Source organism: Streptococcus sp. HMSC063B03 (assembly GCF_001836965.1).
In the GTDB taxonomy this organism is placed as follows: domain Bacteria; phylum Bacillota; class Bacilli; order Lactobacillales; family Streptococcaceae; genus Streptococcus; species Streptococcus pneumoniae_F.
In genome coordinates this window covers 3,505-21,633 of the sequence record NZ_KV831007.1, presented here as the reverse complement: position 1 = coordinate 21,633, position 18,129 = coordinate 3,505, and the positions used below count along the sequence as shown (strand labels likewise).

The window sequence follows — 18,129 nt, the reverse complement described above, 5'->3', positions numbered from 1 at the left end:
TTTCAATGTCACTGATTGATTATAATAGGGCAGGTTGAGATGAAAGTACTAAAAAACTACGCCTACAATCTATCTTACCAACTGTTGGTGATTTTACTCCCGATTATTACGACTCCCTACGTAACACGGGTCTTTTCTTCGGATGATTTAGGGACGTACGGATACTTTAATTCCATTGTCACCTACTTCATCCTCTTAGCGACGCTAGGAGTTGCTAACTATGGGACCAAGGTCATTTCAGGACATCGCAAGGAAATTGAAAAAAACTTTTGGGGGATCTACTCTCTGCAATTAGGTGCAACAGTACTTTCTCTGTCCTTGTATGTTCTTCTTTGTTTGACTCTTCCCTTTATGCAAAATTCGGTAGCCTACATTCTAGGCTTGAGCTTAGTTTCAAAAGGTTTAGACATTTCCTGGCTCTTTCAAGGGGTGGAGGATTTTCGAAAGATTACTGTTCGAAATATTACGGTCAAGCTTGTTGGAGTCATTTCAATCTTCCTCTTTGTCAAATCTGCAAATGACCTATATCTCTATGTTTTTTTGCTAACTGTATTTGAACTTTTGGGGCAACTAAGTATGTGGTTGCCTGCTCGAGAGTTTATCGGTAGACCGCATTTTGACATAGAATATGCTAGGCATCATGTGAAGCCCGTCATATTATTGTTCCTTCCGCAAGTGGCGATTTCCTTGTATGTTACGTTAGATCGTACCATGCTTGGAGCCTTGGCTTCTACAAAAGATGTAGGGATTTATGATCAGGCTCTAAAGTTGGTAAATATCCTTCTGACCTTGGTAACTTCCTTGGGAAGCGTTATGTTACCTCGTGTCGCTCATTTGTTAGCGACAGGTGATCATAAGGCAGTCAATAAGATGCATGAAATGTCCTTCCTCGTTTATAATTTAGTGATTTTCCCAATGATGGCAGGAATCTTGATTGTCAATGACGATTTTGTTCAGTTTTTCCTTGGTCAAGATTTTCAGGATGCACGTTATGCAATCGCCATTATGATCTTCCGTATGTTCTTTATCGGTTGGACCAATATCATGGGAATTCAGATGCTGATACCTCACAATCAAAATAAAGAATTCATGATTTCAACAACAGCTCCTGCCATTATCAGTGTAGGTTTGAATTTACTATTCCTTCCAAAACTTGGATATATCGGAGCAGCCATTGTTTCTGTATTGACAGAAGCGCTAGTATGGGCGATACAATTATACTTTACTCGCAAATACCTAAAAGAAATTCCGATTATCGGATCTATGACAAAAATTGTTCTAGCATCGGCTATCATGTATGGTATTCTGCTAGGTTCAAAAACAGTTATACATTTTTCGCCAACTATAAATGTTTTTGTATTTGCAGTGCTTGGTGGGATTTTTTATCTAATTGCTATCCTATCTCTGAAAGTGGTAGATGTGAAAGAATTAAAACAAATTATTAGGAAAAACTAGAATGAGAAAAGTTCGAAATATCAACCTAGATTTACTAAAAGTGCTTGCCTGTGTTGGAGTTGTTTTACTTCATACAACAATGGGTGGATTTAAAGATACTGGTTCATGGAATCTTTTGACGTATTTATATTATTTGGGTACCTACTCTATTCCCTTGTTTTTTATGGTCAATGGTTATTTATTGTTAGGCAAGAGGGAAATAACTTCCCATTACATACTTCAGAAAGTCAAATGGATCCTAATAACAGTATCATCATGGAACATTATCGTTTGGCTCTTTAAAAGAGATTTTACAGTTAATCCAATTAAAAAAATTGTAGGCTCTCTGATACAAAAAGGGTATTTCTTTCAGTTTTGGTTTTTTGGCGCATTGATACTGATTTATTTATGCTTGCCTATTTTGAGTAAATTTTTAAATTCAAAAAGAAGATATTTATACATTTTAGCTTTATTGATTGTTATTGGTTTTATAGTTGAATTGGCAAATATTTTCTTTCAGAGGCCTCTACAAACTCATGTTATGCAAACTTTTAGATTATGGACATGGTTTTTCTATTATATTTTAGGTGGTTATATAGCACAATTCAATGTAGATAATCTCAAATATAGATTTAAAAATTGGATGAAAATAGTTAGCATGCTTTTAGTATTGATATCACCAATTATATTGTTTTTCTTAGCAAAGAATACTTACCATAATCTTTTTGCTGAATATTTTTATGATATTCTATTCGTGAAATTTACAAGCTTAGGAATTTTCCTGATGGTATTAACACTATCTTTGAATGAAAATGGGAGCAAATGGATTGTTTCTCTATCTAATCAAACAATGGGTGTTTTTGTAATACACACCTATGTTATGAAGATATGGGAAAAATTAATTGCTTTCAGTTTTACAGGTGCATATTTGTGGTTTGCTATATTTACTTTGAGTATTAGTTTTATTGTCATTGGAATATTAATGAGAATCCCATATCTCAATCGAATCGTCAAATTATAAAAAGGAGAACAAGATGTACGATTATCTAATCGTTGGTGCTGGGTTGTCTGGAGCAATTTTTGCTTATGAAGCAACCAAGCGTGGAAAAAAAGTAAAAGTTATTGATAAACGTGACCACATTGGTGGGAATATCTATTGTGAGAATGTAGAAGGTGTTAATGTTCATAAATATGGTGCTCATATCTTCCATACTTCTAATAAGAAAGTTTGGGATTATGTTAATCAATTTGCTGAATTTAACAACTATATCAACTCGCCTGTAGCTAATTACAAGGGTAGCCTTTATAATCTACCTTTCAATATGAATACCTTTTATGCTATGTGGGGAACAAAAACTCCTCAAGAAGTGAAAGATAAGATTGCTGAACAAACAGCACATATGCAGGACGTTGAACCTAAAAACTTGGAAGAACAGGCTGTCAAGTTGATCGGTCTAGATATTTATGAAAAGTTGATTAAAGGATATACTGAAAAGCAATGGGGACGTTCCGCGACTGACCTTCCACCGTTTATCATTAAACGTCTACCAGTTCGTTTGACTTTTGATAATAACTACTTTAATGACCGTTACCAAGGAATTCCAATCGGTGGCTATAATGTCATTATCGAAAATATGCTGAAGGATGTTGAAGTAGAACTTGGAGTTGACTTTTTTGCCAATCGTCAGGAATTAGAAGCTTCTGCTGAAAAAGTTGTCTTTACAGGGATGATTGACCAATACTTCGATTATAAACATGGTGAGTTAGAATACCGTAGTCTTCGTTTTGAGCATGAAGTTCTAGATGAGGAAAATTATCAAGGGAATGCCGTTGTTAATTATACAGAACGAGAAATTCCTTATACTCGCATTATTGAGCATAAACATTTTGAATACGGAACGCAACCAAAGACAGTTATTACTCGTGAATACCCAGCTGATTGGAAACGTGGTGATGAACCTTATTATCCAATCAATGATGAGAGAAACAATGCTATGTTTGCTAAGTATCAAGAAGAAGCAGCGCAGAATGATAAGGTCATTTTCTGCGGACGTTTGGCCGATTATAAATACTACGACATGCATGTGGTCATTGAACGTGCCCTAAATGTTGTAGAGGAAGAGTTTAAATAAGATAACGAAGGATAAAATTGATAGATGAAATATTATCTAAAAGAAGAATTTCTGAAGGATTCTGGTGCACGAAATGCGGGAAATAAGGCTCGAAATGATGTTGAAGAAATAGTAGTTCGTGAGGGCTATAGTCCTTTGTTATTGATGGTAGATGATTGGTATCAAATGGGGACTATTAGAGCTCAACGACATAAGGCCAAAGCCCTATCTAAAGCTATCTCTAAGTTGAAGGAAGGGGATCAGCTACTGATTCAATTTCCTATGCTTCATCATAGTTTCTTTACGACTCATTTAGTCAAAAGAATCCAACGTAAAGGAGTGAAGGTTCACTTTATTATCCATGACTTAGAAGTTTTGCGCTATGCTAATTTGGATACAGTACCCTTGAAGCATAAAATTCGTGTTCATCTTCAAGAGTCAAGTCTTTTGAAACAAGCTGATGGTCTTATTGCTCATAATCCAGTTATGAAATCAGTGCTTGTTGATAAGGGGATTTCTGAGAAAAAAATAGTTAGTTTAGGCATTTTTGACTATCTGATCCCGAATTATCAGGACAAAGAAGATTTATCTAAGGAAGGGGCTATTATTGTAGCTGGAAATTTAGCCAAAGAAAAAGCAGGTTACTTATATGAGTTGCCTGCAAGACCGGCCTATAACCTCTATGGTGTTGGTTTTGATGAGGCTAGAAAGCTATCAAATGCAACCTATTTTGGTTCCTTTCTTCCAGATGAACTACCATCAGCATTAGAAGGAAGCTTTGGTTTGGTTTGGGACGGTGATAGTTCTAAAACTTGTAGCGGAGTGTTTGGTGAGTATTTGAGATACAATAATTCCCACAAGGCATCCCTTTATTTGGCTTCTGGTTACCCTATTATTGTCTGGGGGCAATCTGCTTTGGCTAATTTCGTCTTAGAAAAAGAGTGTGGAATTAGTGTTGAGAGTTTACTTGACTTGGAAGAAGTATTGGACAATTTGTCTCAAGAAGAGTATCAGGATTTGGTCAAAAATGCTAAGGCCGTAGGTCAAAAAATTCGTGAGGGTTCTTATCTTCTTTCTGCATTGCAATCTTTAAAATAATGAATCTAAAAATGACTTAAATAGATGGATGAGGGAGTTACTGGATTCCCTCTTTTCTTATAGTTAAAAAGAGATTAAAAAATGAAATAAGATTCGATAGTTGTCAGAAAATAACAACTAAACATGAAAATTCAGAAAAATATATTGACAATAGATTGCAAAGGGTCTATAATGGATAGAAAAACAAAGGAGAATACTATGAAAACAAGGAAAGTATTGGCTCTTGCGGGAGTAACTTTATTAGCAGCAGGTGTCTTAGCTGCTTGTTCTGGCTCAGGGTCTAGTGCAAAAGGTGAGAAAACTTTTTCTTATGTTTACGAAACAGATCCAGATAACCTGAACTACTTGACAACTGGTAAGGCAGCAACTACTGACATTACTAGTAATGTGATTGATGGATTGCTTGAAAATGACCGCTATGGTAACTTTGTGCCATCTATGGCTGAGGATTGGTCTGTATCTAAGGACGGCTTGACTTACACTTATACAATCCGTAAAGATGCCAAGTGGTACACATCTGAAGGAGAAGAGTATGCGTCTGTGAAAGCTCAAGACTTTGTAACAGGACTTAAGTATGCGACAGATAAGAAATCAGAAGCCCTTTACTTGGTACAGGATTCAATTAAAGGTTTGGATGCATACGCTAAAGGGGAAACTAAAGATTTCTCTCAAGTTGGGATTAAAGCGATTGACGATCAAACAGTTCAATACACTTTGAACAAACCTGAAAGTTTTTGGAATTCTAAAACAACAATGGGTGTCTTAGCACCAGTTAATGAAGAGTTTTTAAACTCTAAGGGAGATGATTTTGGGAAAGCAACAGATCCAAGCAGTATCCTTTATAACGGACCTTTCTTGTTGAAATCATTGGTCGCTAAATCTTCAGTAGAATTTGAAAAGAATCCAAACTACTGGGATAAGGACAATGTTCACATTGATAAGGTAAAACTTTCATTCTGGGATGGTCAAGATACAGGAAAACTTGCAGAAAACTTCAAAGATGGAAGCTTTACAATGGCTCGTCTCTTCCCGACAAGCGCAAGTTATCCTGAACTTGAAAAAGAGTTTAAAGACAACATCGTTTATACACCACAAGATTCTACTACTTATTTAGTAGGTACTAATATTGATCGCCAGTCTTATAAGTACACTTCTAAGACGACAGATGAACAAAAGACTTCAACCAAGAAAGCTCTTCTAAACAAAGATTTCCGTCAAGCTCTTGCCTTTGGTTTTGATAGAAAAGCCTATGCTTCTCAAGTGAATGGTGCGAATGGGGCAACTAAACTGCTTCGTAACTTGTTTGTTCCTCCTACATTTGTACAGGCAGATGGAAAGAACTTTGGCGAAATGGTCAAAGACAAATTGGTGACTTATGGGGATGAATGGAAGGATGTGAACCTTGCTGATGCCCAAGATGGACTATATAATCCTGAAAAAGCGAAAGCAGAGTTTGCTAAAGCTAAGACAGCTCTACAAGCTGAGGGAGTACAATTCCCAATTCACCTAGATATGCCAGTTGACCAAACCAATACAACAAAAGTTCAACGTGTCCAATCTTTTAAACAATCACTTGAAGAAACATTAGGAACTGACAATGTCGTCATTGATATCCAACAACTTCAAAAAGATGAAGTTCTCAATGTTACCTACTTTGCTGAAACGGCTGCTGGACAAGATTGGGATGTCTCAGATAACGTTGGATGGGGACCAGACTACATTGACCCATCTACCTACCTTGATATTCTCAAACCATCTGTAGGGGAAAGTACAAAGACTTACCTAGGATTTGACTCTGGAACAAACAACGCTGCGGCTAAGCAAGTTGGTTTGGAAGACTACGAAAAAATGGTTGTGGAAGCTGGTGAAGAAGTGAATGACATTTCAAAACGTTATGAAAAATATGCTGCTGCCCAAGCTTGGTTGACCGACAGTGCCTTGCTAATCCCAACAACTTCTAAAACTGGTCGTCCAATGTTGTCTAAGATGGTACCATTCACACTTCCATTTGCTTATTCTGGAAACAAAGGAACAAGTGAAGCTCACTTGTATAAATACCTTGATGTACAAGATAAACCAGTAACAACAGAAGAATACCAAAAAGCTCAAGATAAATGGATGAAAGAAAAAGAAGAATCCAATAAAAAAGCGCAAGAAGAACTCGCAAAACATGTGAAATAGATTTTAATCATCTATAGAAACTGATTGATAAAGGGTTTGGCATTCGATAGGAATGCTAAATCCTTTTTATTATGTGACAATTTTCCCCTTAATTTCAGAGTATGGTTTTGTCAGAATGAAGAAAAAAATTAGCAATTTTCCTAGCTTTTCTATTGCTTTATCTATTAAAAATTGTTATATTAAAAGTGTAATTATTTTTATAAACGTTAAGCATTGCACTTTTCAGATAGAAAGGAGTATTTTTCGAATAAGAAATGTAAACGCTTACGAAGATTGGTGAAAGGAATCAGGAGTTAATGGATAAACGATTTTTTGAAAAACGATGTACATACAGCATTCGTAAATTTGCACTAGGTGCTGCTTCAGTTATGATTGGGGCTAGTTTTTTTGCTACTGCTCCAGTAATGGCTAACACACCAACAGTTGGCTCAACAGATAATTTGCCAAGTGAGCTGGCTGATTTGGATAAAAAAGCGAGCGATAATGGACGGGAGTTCGATAAGGAAGCTGCAGCAGCAAATCCAGGTTCTGCTGAAACAACGGATGGACCAAAAACTGAAGAAGAGTTACTAGCTCTTGAAAAGGAAAACAAAGAAACTACTGACAAGTTGCCGAAAGAATTAGAAGGTAAAGTTGAAAAAGCTACTGATAATGGTAAAGAGGTAAATAAAGATCAATTAGCACAAGATACTGGTAGTCTAGTTCCTGAAGATGTTGCCAAAACAAAAAATGGAGAATTGAACTATGGCGCTACTGTTAAGATTAAGACTCCATCAGGAGAAGGTAGTGGTATTGTCATTGGTAAGGATCTTGTTTTGACTGTTTCTCACAACTTTATCAAGGATCAACAAGATGGAAATATCCGTAAAGTTGTGGATAATGATAAAGGGGATGGCGATATTTTTAGTATATCCTACCCTGGTTTAGATGATGTAAAATTTAGTAAAAAAGATGTGATTCACTGGGATAGAGATGGTTATCTAAAGGGCTATAAGAACGATTTGGCTCTTGTGAGATTGCGTACAGTTCTTGAAAATGCTCCTGTTGAAGTTACTGAAAAGCCAGTTGTTAAGAAAGTTGGGGATAAAGTCAATATGTTTGGCTATCCTGCTGGTAAGTTGGCGCCAGTTATTAACACTGCTGTGGATTTTGCTGAATCTTATGGTGAAGGTGTTCAAGGAGTTGGTTATCAAGGTGGACAACCAGGTGCTAGCGGTGGCGGTATCTTTGACACGGATGGTAAATTGATTGGCGTTCATCAAAATGGTGTGGTCGGTGTCCGTAGTGGAGGGATCCTTTTCTCTCCAGCTCAATTAAAATGGATTCAAGATCATATTAAGGGAATCTCTAGTTCAAAACCAGCGAATTTAGAGGAAACTGAAAAACCAGTTGAAGAAAAGCCAAAAGCAGATAAGCCGAAAGAAGAAAAACCAGCGACAGCTAAGCCAGAGACACCAAAGGAAGTCACTCCTGAATGGCAAACTGTAGCAAGAAAAGAACAGCAAGGGACTGTTGCTATTCGTGAAGAAAATGGTGTTCGTTACAATAAGTTATCTTCAACAGATCAAAATGACAATGCTAGCAAACCAGCTTTGTTTGAAAAGCAAGGATTGACTGTGGATGCGAATGGGAATGCGAATGTAGATCTCACTTTCAAAGAAGAATCTGAAACAGGCAAATCACGTTTTGGTGTTTTCTTGAAATTTAAAGATACAAATAATAATGTCTTTGTTGGATATGACAAAGAAGGTTGGTTCTGGGAATATAAGACACCAGGTAATAGCACATGGTATCAGGGAGGCCGTGTTGCAGCTCCAGTAAATGGCTCAGTGAATCATCTGACTATTAGCTTAAAATCAGATGGTCAGCTGAATGCAACAAATAATGATGTAAAGCTTTTTGATACGGTTACTTTGCCAGCTGCTGTTAATGAAAATCTTAAAAATGAAAAGAAAATCTTACTTAAAGCTGGTACATATGGTACTGAAAAGACAGTTGTAAATATTAAGACTGACAATCAAGACGGAGTTCAAGCTACTGAAACTACTGCTGAAAAAGAAACGGGTGCGGTGGTAGATGATAGTAAAGTGACTTATGATACCATCCAGTCTAAAGTCCTAAAAGCAGTGATTGACCAAGCCTTTCCACGTGTCAAGGAATATACGCTAAATGGCCATACTTTACCAGGACAGGTTCAACAGTTCAATCAAGTCTTTATCAATAACCACAGAATCACCCCTGAGGTTACTTATAAGAAAATTAATGAAACAACTGCAGAATATGAAATGAAACTCCGTGATGAGGCTAATCTTATCAATGCGGATATGACAGTTCGTCTGCAAGTTGTGGACAATCAATTACATTTTGATGTAACTAAGATTGTCAACCACAATCAAGTCACTCCAGGTCAAAAGATTGACGACGAAAGAAAATTGCTCTCTACTATTAGTTTCCTTGGCAATGCTTTAGTCTCTGTTTCAAGTGACCAAGCTGGTGCTAAGTTTGATGGGGCAACTATGTCAAACAATACGCATGTTAGCGGGGATGACCATATTGAAGTAACTAATCCAATGAAGAATTTGGCTAAGGGTTACATGTATGGATTTGTTTCGACAGACAAGCTTGCTGCAGGTGTTTGGAGTAATTCTCAAAACAGCTACGGTGGTGGCTCTAATGACTGGACTCGTTTGACAGCCTATAAAGAAACAGTCGGAAATGCCAACTATGTCGGAATTCATAGCTCTGAATGGCAATGGGAAAAAGCTTATAAGGGAATTGTCTTCCCAGAGTACACTAAAGAACTTCCAAGTGCCAAGGTTGTGATCACTGAAGATGCCAATGCGGACAATAAAGTTGACTGGCAGGATGGAGCTATTGCTTACCGAAGCATCATGAACAACCCTCAAGGTTGGGAAAAAGTTAAGGATATCACAGCATATCGTATCGCGATGAACTTTGGTTCACAAGCACAAAACCCATTCCTTATGACCTTGGATGGTATCAAGAAAATCAATCTCCATACAGATGGTCTTGGACAAGGTGTTCTCCTTAAAGGTTATGGTAGTGAAGGTCATGATTCAGGCCACTTGAACTATGCTGATATTGGTAAACGTATTGGTGGTGTCGAAGATTTCAAAGCTTTGATTGAGAAAGCGAAGAAATATGGAGCTCATCTAGGTATCCACGTCAACGCTTCTGAAACTTATCCTGAGTCTAAATACTTTAACGAAAATATTCTTCGTAAGAATCCAGATGGTAGCTACAGCTATGGTTGGAACTGGCTAGACCAAGGTATCAACATTGATGCTGCTTATGACTTGGCGCATGGTCGCTTAGCTCGCTGGGAAGAATTGAAGAACAAACTTGGTGAAGGTCTTGACTTTATCTATGTTGACGTTTGGGGCAATGGCCAATCAGGTGATAATGGAGCCTGGGCTACCCACGTTCTTGCTAAAGAAATCAATAAGCAAGGCTGGCGCTTTGCGATTGAGTGGGGCCATGGTGGTGAATATGACTCGACATTCCAACACTGGGCGGCTGACCTGACCTATGGTGGCTATACTAATAAAGGTATCAACAGTGCCATCACGCGCTTTATCCGTAACCACCAAAAAGATTCTTGGGTTGGGGACTACAGAAGTTATGGTGGTGCAGCCAACTATCCACTTCTAGGTGGTTACAGCATGAAAGACTTTGAAGGCTGGCAAGGACGAAGTGACTACAATGGCTATGTCACTAACTTGTTTGCTCATGACGTCATGACCAAGTACTTCCAACACTTCACTGTAAGCAAGTGGGAAAACGGTACACCAGTCACTATGTCTGATAATGGTAGCACCTATAAATGGACTCCAGAAATGCGAGTGGAATTGGTAGATGCTGATAACAATAAAGTAGTTGTGACTCGTAAGTCAAACGATGTCAATAGCCCACAATACCGTGAACGTACAGTAACTCTCAATGAACGTGTCATCCAAGATGGTTCAGCTTACTTGACTCCTTGGAACTGGGATGCAAATGGTAAGAAACTTCCTACTGATAAGGAAAAAATGTACTACTTCAATACGCAAGCTGGTGCAACAACTTGGACACTTCCTAGCGATTGGGCAAATAACAAGGTTTACCTTTACAAGCTAACTGACCAAGGTAAGACAGAGGAACAAGAATTAACTGTAAAAGATGGCAAGATTACCCTAGACCTTCTAGCAAATCAACCATACGTTCTCTACCGTTCAAAACAAACCAATCCTGAAATGTCATGGAGTGAAGGTATGCATATCTATGACCAAGGATTTAACAGTGGAACCTTGAAACACTGGACTATTTCTGGAGATGCTTCTAAGGCAGAAATTGTCAAATCACAAGGCGCAAATGAAATGCTTCGTATCCAAGGCAACAAGAGCACAGTCAGCCTTACTCAGAAACTGACTGGCTTGAAACCAAATACTAAGTATGCCGTTTATGTCGGTGTTGATAATCGTAGTAATGCTAAGGCAAGTATCACAGTGAATACTGGTGAAAAAGAAGTAACTAGCTATACCAATAAGTCACTAGCTCTTAACTATGTTAAGGCTTATGCCCATAATACTCGTCGTGACAATGCTACAGTTGACGATACAAGTTACTTCCAAAACATGTATGCCTTCTTTACAACAGGTTCAGATGTATCAAATGTCACTCTTACTTTGAGTCGTGAAGCTGGTGATGAAGCAACTTATTTTGATGAAATTCGTACCTTCGAAAACAATTCAAGTATGTACGGAGATAATCATGATACAGCTAAAGGAACATTTAAACAAGACTTTGAAAATGTTGCTCAAGGTATTTTCCCATTTGTAATTGGTGGTATCGAAGGAGTTGAGGATAATCGCACTCACTTATCTGAAAAACATGATCCATATACACAACGTGATTGGAATGGTAAGAAAGTCGATGATGTTATCGAAGGAAATTGGTCATTGAAGACAAATGGACTAGTTAGCCGTCGTAACTTGGTTTACCAAACAATTCCTCAAAACTTCCGTTTTGAAGCTGGTAAGACTTATCGTGTAACCTTTGAATATGAAGCAGGCTCTGACAATACCTACGCTTTTGTAGTCGGTAAAGGAGAATTCCAATCAGGACGTCGCGGTAATCAAGCAAGCAATTTAGAAATGCATGAACTACCAAATACTTGGACAGATTCTAAGAAAGCTAAGAAGGTAACCTTCCTCGTAACAGGTGCAGAAACAGGTGATACTTGGGTGGGTATCTACTCAACTGGTAACGCAAGCAATACTCGTGGAGATTCTGGTGGAAATGCGAACTTCCGTGGTTACAACGACTTCATGATGGATAAACTTCAAATCGAGGAAATCACTCTAACTGGTAAGATGTTAACAGAAAATGCTCTGAAGAACTACTTGCCAACGGTTGCTATGACCAACTATACTAAGGAATCTATGGATGCCTTGAAGGAAGCTGTCTTTAACCTTAGTCAAGCAGATGATGACATTAGTGTAGAAGAAGCGCGTGCCGAGATTGCTAAGATTGACGCTCTGAAGAATGCCTTGGTACAAAAGAAAACAGCCTTGGTAGCAGAAGACTTTGAAAGTTTGAATGCTCCAGCTCAAGCGGGAGAAGATTTGGCTAACGCCTTTGATGGTAACTTGTCAAGTCTATGGCATACGTCTTGGAATGGTGGAGATGTTGGCAAACCTGCAACCATGGTATTGAAAGAAGCAACAGAAATCACAGGCTTCCGTTATGTGCCACGTGGATCAGGATCAAATGGTAACTTGCGTGATGTGAAATTGGTTGTGACAGATGAATCTGGTAAAGAACATACTTTCACTGCAACTGATTGGCCAGATAACAATAAACCAAAAGACATTGACTTTGGTAAGACAATCAAAGCTAAGAAAATTGTTTTGACAGGTACTAAGACTTATGGAGACGGTGGTGACAAATATCAAGCTGCTGCTGAGTTAATCTTTAGTCGTCCACAGGCTATAGAAACAGCTCTTGATTTGTCAGGTTATGAAACAGCTTTAGCGAAAGCTCAAAAATTGACCAGCAAAGAGAATCAAGAGGAGGTAGCAAGTGTAGTAGCTAGTATGAAATATGCTACGGATAACCATCTCTTGACTGAAAGAATGGTTGCCTATTTTGCAGAATATCTCAACCAACTACAAGATCAGACTGTGAAACCAGATGCTCCTACAAGTAGCAAAGGTGAGGAGGCAGCACCAATTCTTGAATTGCCTGAGTATAAAGGTCCGATTGGAACAGCTGGTGAAGAAGCAGCACCAATTCTTGATGTACCTGAGTATAAAGGACCAGTTGGAACAGCAGGTGAAGAAGCAGCTGTCAATGAAGTTCCGGAATACAAAGGTGGAGCCAATGCAGTAGAGGCCTTAGTTCATGAATTGCCAGAATATAAAGGTGGCGCTAATGCAGTAGAAGCAGCTGTCAATGAAGTTCCAGAATACAAAGGTGGAGCCAATGCAGTAGAAGCCTTAGTTCATGAATTGCCAGAATACAAAGGCGGAGCTAATGCAGTAGAAGCTTTGGTAAACGAAAAGCCAGCCTACACAGGACTATTGGCTACAGCAGGCGATCAAGTAGCACCAACTATTGAAAAACCTGAGTATCGGATTAGTCAATTGGGTCAAGGAAAACTTGCAGAATCTAAAACTTCAGTTTCAACAGAAGAGCAGAAGAGATTGCCAGAAACGGGAGAAAGCCAATCGGATACAGCTATCTTCCTAGCTAGCGTCGGTCTTGCCTTATCTGCTGCTGTCCTTGCGACAAAACGAAAAGAAAATTAAAGAAGACTGAATTTTATAACTTACAGGAACTAGAATTCAGACAGAAATAACTTAGTTGGAGAGAACCTCTAGGTTCTCTCCATTTTCAAATGGAAAATGAGACCGCTTACTGTAATAAGTGGGAGAAAGGAATAGGAGAAAGATGGATAGACATTTTTTTGAAAGACGTTGTCACTATAGTATTCGAAAATTTGCAATTGGTGCAGCCTCTGTATTGATCGGTGCTAGTATCTTTGGTGCAAATGTAGTGCAAGCTGCAGAGACAGTTGGAACACCTGAGAAAGAAGGAACAATCACACAAGCTCAGCCTTTAGACAAGTTGCCAGATGATTTAGCAGCTGTTTTAAAGAAAGCTGAATCAGAAGCGACGGCAGATACAGGTCATGATGAAAATCATGAAAATACTGCAGGAACAAGTCCTGCAGCAACTGAAGAAACAAGCCCAGCAACAAGTCCAACAGCTCCCAAACCAGCTGAGACTCTGAAGCCGGTTGAAACACCAAAAGCAGATTCTAAACCTGTAGAACCAGCTACACCTACAATCAAACCAGTTGAAAAGCAAATTGAAGATAGAGAAGATCGTAACCACTTAGAAGGTGTCACTGTTCAAGTAAACGACTCAGAAACTGGTACTCCTTATACTGCTGACAAGGCAGTGGACGGTAATCCTGATACTCGTTGGGCAACAAATCAAAATATTGACAAACCAACTTTCGAATTAACTCTTCCAAAAACTACACTTATTAGGCATGTGGAAATTGATTGGGATCGTCGCGTTCGCAATGGTCAAAATGATCCAAATATCAAGTCTTGGAGCCTCTACTATGCAGGTCAAGATGATGTAAATGGTAGTGGAGAAAAACAATGGAAGCTAGCTCATACCAAGACTGGAGAACCTGTTTTAGATGAGAAAGTTGACTTAGCCAATAGTATTCAAGCTAAATATCTCAAGTTAGAAATCAATGACTATCAAGCGGGCACAATGGGCTGGAGAAACGTTGGTATTCAAGAAATTCGAGCTTATTCGAATATTCCTGATACAAGTAAGGTAACGGATATCCGTCAGGTTACAGAATTGACTGTTGCTAAAGACGGACAGTCTCTTGTCTTGCCAACTCTACCAGGAAAAGTCAGTCTTATCGGTAGCAACAAACAAGGTGTGATTGACCTTCAAAATCATATCTATAAGCCTTTGACTGATCAACGCGTTAAGGTTATGGTAGAGCAAATTAAAGATTCACATACCTTTACTAAAGAATTTGAAGTAGTCATCAAGGGGCTACATCAGGACGAAGGTGTGGGTATCAAACCAAAAGTAGCACCAGCTGTTCAACAATGGTATGGAAAAGAAGGTCAATCTTCTATCACTTCAGATACAGTTCTTGCGACAGGTGATTCAGGCTTTGATCAGTCTGCAACCTTCTACCAGTCAGATCTTGCTAGTCGTGGATTGGAACTTGCGACAGGTGACAAGCAGGCTCAAAAACGAATTGAATTTAAAAAAGTTGAAAACAAGGGTTATGGTAAGGAAGGTTATGCCATCACTATCCAAGATGGTGTCATTACTATCGAAGCTGCAACGAACACAGGAGCCTTCTATGCCACTCGTACTCTTCTTCAAATGGGGGAAAGCAATCTCCAAAATGGAGAAATTCGTGATTTCCCAAGTTTCAGCCACCGTGGCTTTATGCTAGATACAGGTCGTAAATTTATTCCTTATGACACCCTTGTAGACATCATGCTCAATATGGCTTACTACAAGATGAACGACTTGCAGTTGCACCTCAACGATAACTATATCTTCCTAAAAGAGCACTTGGCAGGTAAGAACCTAACACAAGAAGAAGAGCTTAAGTATGTTCTAGAACATGCTAAGACAGGTTTCCGTGTAGAGACAGATATTGTCGGTAAGAATGGTCAAAAATTAACATCAGATGAGCACTATACTAAAGAAGAGATGCAAAATCTGATTAAACTTGCTAAGGCATTGCATATCAATCTAGTACCTGAAATTGACACACCAGGTCATGCTCTGTCATTTGTCAAAGTTCGTCCAGACCTTATGTATCAAGGTAGTCTGAGCGATTACAGAGGTAAACATAACGTAGAGCGCGTAGCTATGCTCGATCTAGATAATAAATACGATGAAACGCTGGCTTTTGTCAAATCAGTTTATGACAAACTTCTTGATGGTCCAGATGCACCACTTCATGGGGTATCTACTGTTCATATCGGAACGGATGAATACTACGGAAGTAGAGAAAGCTATCGTCGTTATGTCAATGATCTTATTAAGTACATTAAAGGGAAAGGCTATACACCTCGTATTTGGGGATCGCTCAGTGCGAAACGAGGTAAAACAGCGGTTGATTGGAAAGATGTAGAAGTTGATATCTGGAGTATTGGCTGGCAGCAACCAAAAGAAGCTATTGCTCAAGGAGCTAAGATTATCAACATAACAGATATTCCAACCTATAGTGTACCAAATGGTGATAATCGTCAAACAGCTTATGGTGACTATGCTAACTATGAAACACAATATAATAGGTGGACACCAAACGATTTCCGAACAGGTCATGGTCCACTTCTAGAAGAATCAAATCCAAATGTAATTGGTGGTGGCCACGCAGTTTGGAATGACAATATTGATCTTCATGAGACAGGTTTGACATCTTACGATATCTTTAAACGATTCTTTAAGAGCATGCAAACAACTGCAGAACGCACTTGGGGATCTGACCGTGCGGAAGCGACCTTTGCAGAACGTACCCTACCAACGAGCCCTTATGCGCCACAGTCAAATCCTGAAAAAGAGATTGATCAAAGTGATTTGTTTACCATCAATCCTGAAACAGTGAAGAACTATGCAAGCAAGAAGGTGAAGACAAGCGAGCAAGGATTGGCTTTTGAGAAAGATAGCAGTATTGAAGGCCTGGCAGGTGATGTCGGTCCAAGTCATGTCTTGAAGTTTGATGTAACTGTCACTGGAGACGGTGAACAAACCTTCTCAACAAGTGGAGACAACCGTATCTATCTAGCTGATAAAGACGGCTATCTTGCTTATCAATTTGAACAGTTCCATATCCAATTCAAGAAAAAACTTGAAAAGAATAAACGTTATCAAATCTCTATCGTGACCAAACCACAATCAACGGAATTCTATGTGGATGGTGAGAAGATTGAACGTATCGCGAATCCAGCTCACCCTCGCTTTGCTCACAATAGCTTGGTTCTACCGCTTGAAAGCATCGGGGGATTCAAAGGAATTTTATATAGTGCAGAGTTGTCAGATAAAGCGTTTGTAAATCCTCGTTTGATTCCAACAGATCATTTCACAGTTTCTGCAACTAGTCAAGAAACACCAGGAACAGCGACTGAAGGAGTTGTTGAAAAAGCCTTTGACAATGATCCAAACACCTTCTGGCATACTAAATGGACTGGTGATACTGCTCCGTACACTCTTTCTATGACTTTGAAAGAAGCAGAAAAAGTCAATGGTTTGACTTATCTCCCACGTCCAGGTGGTGGAAATGGAGTCGTGACTCGTTACGAGATCTATGCACAAAAAGATGGCCAAATGGTCAAGGTTTCAGAAGGAAGCTGGGACAACAACGCTCAAGAAAAAACAGTTAACTTTGCAGCGGTTCATACCAACAAGATTGAGTTGAAAGTTCTAGCAGGTGTTGGGGGCTTTGCAAGTGCAGCTGAAGTTCATCTATTGAAACCTATCAAAGAGGGACAAGAGACACCAGAACCAGAACAACCATCTACACCTGAAACTCCAAAAGTAGAACAAACAGGTGATGGAACAGTTGAACTAGCGGATCAATTCACAGCAAGCAAACCAGCTAGCGAAGATAGCATTGCGGCTGCCAGCAAGAGCACAGATTATCTCAAGAAAGAGTACAAGGTTTTCCCAACTCCACAAAAAGTGACTTATGGAGAAGGAGTCACAGCTCTTCGTAAGCAAGTCAATCTGGTAATGGGAGATCAACTCGATGTCTATACTCGTAATCGCTTGAAGAGTGTCTTACAGGACAATCAAGTATCCTACACTACTAGTCAATCAGCAGTTGCTGGCGCAACTAATATCTATCTTGGAGTACATGGACGCGAATCACAAGCAGAACAAAACTTATCTAACGTTTCAGCAGGTCTCTTTGATAAGATTGATGCCTATGCTTTGACCATCAAGGACAATTCAATTTCCATCGTCGGAAAAGACACAGATGCAGTCTTCTATGGTTTGACAACCTTGAAACACATGCTTAAGGAAAGTCAAGTTCCAGTTCTTCGCAATGTGACAGTGGAAGATTACGCTGAAATCAAGAACCGTGGTTTCATCGAAGGTTACTATGGAAATCCATGGTCTAATGCAGATCGTGCTGAACTCATGCGTTTTGGTGGCGATTTAAAATTGACCCAATACTTCTTCGCACCAAAAGATGATCCATACCACAACAAGAAATGGCGTGAACTTTACCCAGAAGAAAAAC

7 protein-coding genes are annotated in these 18,129 nt (G+C 39.0%); all 7 read left to right on the top strand.

Annotation, left to right across the window (positions count from 1 at the left end):
• Positions 1-39 precede the first annotated feature (39 nt).
• The gene (locus HMPREF2628_RS00100; protein WP_070841977.1) at positions 40-1,455 is read left to right on the top strand and encodes a flippase; all 1,416 of its coding nucleotides are present in this window, start codon (positions 40-42) and stop codon (positions 1,453-1,455) included.
• A 1-nt stretch (position 1,456) separates the two neighbouring features.
• Positions 1,457-2,455, top strand: coding sequence for an acyltransferase (locus HMPREF2628_RS00095; protein WP_049552126.1), 999 nt, complete (start codon positions 1,457-1,459; stop codon positions 2,453-2,455).
• 13 nt (positions 2,456-2,468) lie between these two features.
• Positions 2,469-3,566, top strand: a complete 1,098-nt coding sequence (glf, locus tag HMPREF2628_RS00090) for a UDP-galactopyranose mutase (RefSeq protein ID WP_070841976.1) — start codon at positions 2,469-2,471, stop codon at positions 3,564-3,566.
• A 24-nt stretch (positions 3,567-3,590) separates the two neighbouring features.
• Positions 3,591-4,643, top strand: coding sequence for a glycosyltransferase (locus tag HMPREF2628_RS00085; protein ID WP_070841975.1), 1,053 nt, complete (start codon positions 3,591-3,593; stop codon positions 4,641-4,643).
• A 198-nt stretch (positions 4,644-4,841) separates the two neighbouring features.
• The gene (locus HMPREF2628_RS00080; RefSeq protein WP_070841974.1) at positions 4,842-6,824 is read left to right on the top strand and encodes a peptide ABC transporter substrate-binding protein; all 1,983 of its coding nucleotides are present in this window, start codon (positions 4,842-4,844) and stop codon (positions 6,822-6,824) included.
• A gap of 296 nt (positions 6,825-7,120) precedes the next feature.
• The gene (locus tag HMPREF2628_RS00075) at positions 7,121-13,633 is read left to right on the top strand and encodes a SpGH101 family endo-alpha-N-acetylgalactosaminidase (protein WP_083320474.1); all 6,513 of its coding nucleotides are present in this window, start codon (positions 7,121-7,123) and stop codon (positions 13,631-13,633) included.
• Between the two features lie 142 nt (positions 13,634-13,775).
• Positions 13,776-18,129 (top strand): glycoside hydrolase family 20 zincin-like fold domain-containing protein (locus HMPREF2628_RS00070; RefSeq protein WP_142350475.1); only part of this gene is annotated, 4,354 nt, incomplete at its 3' end.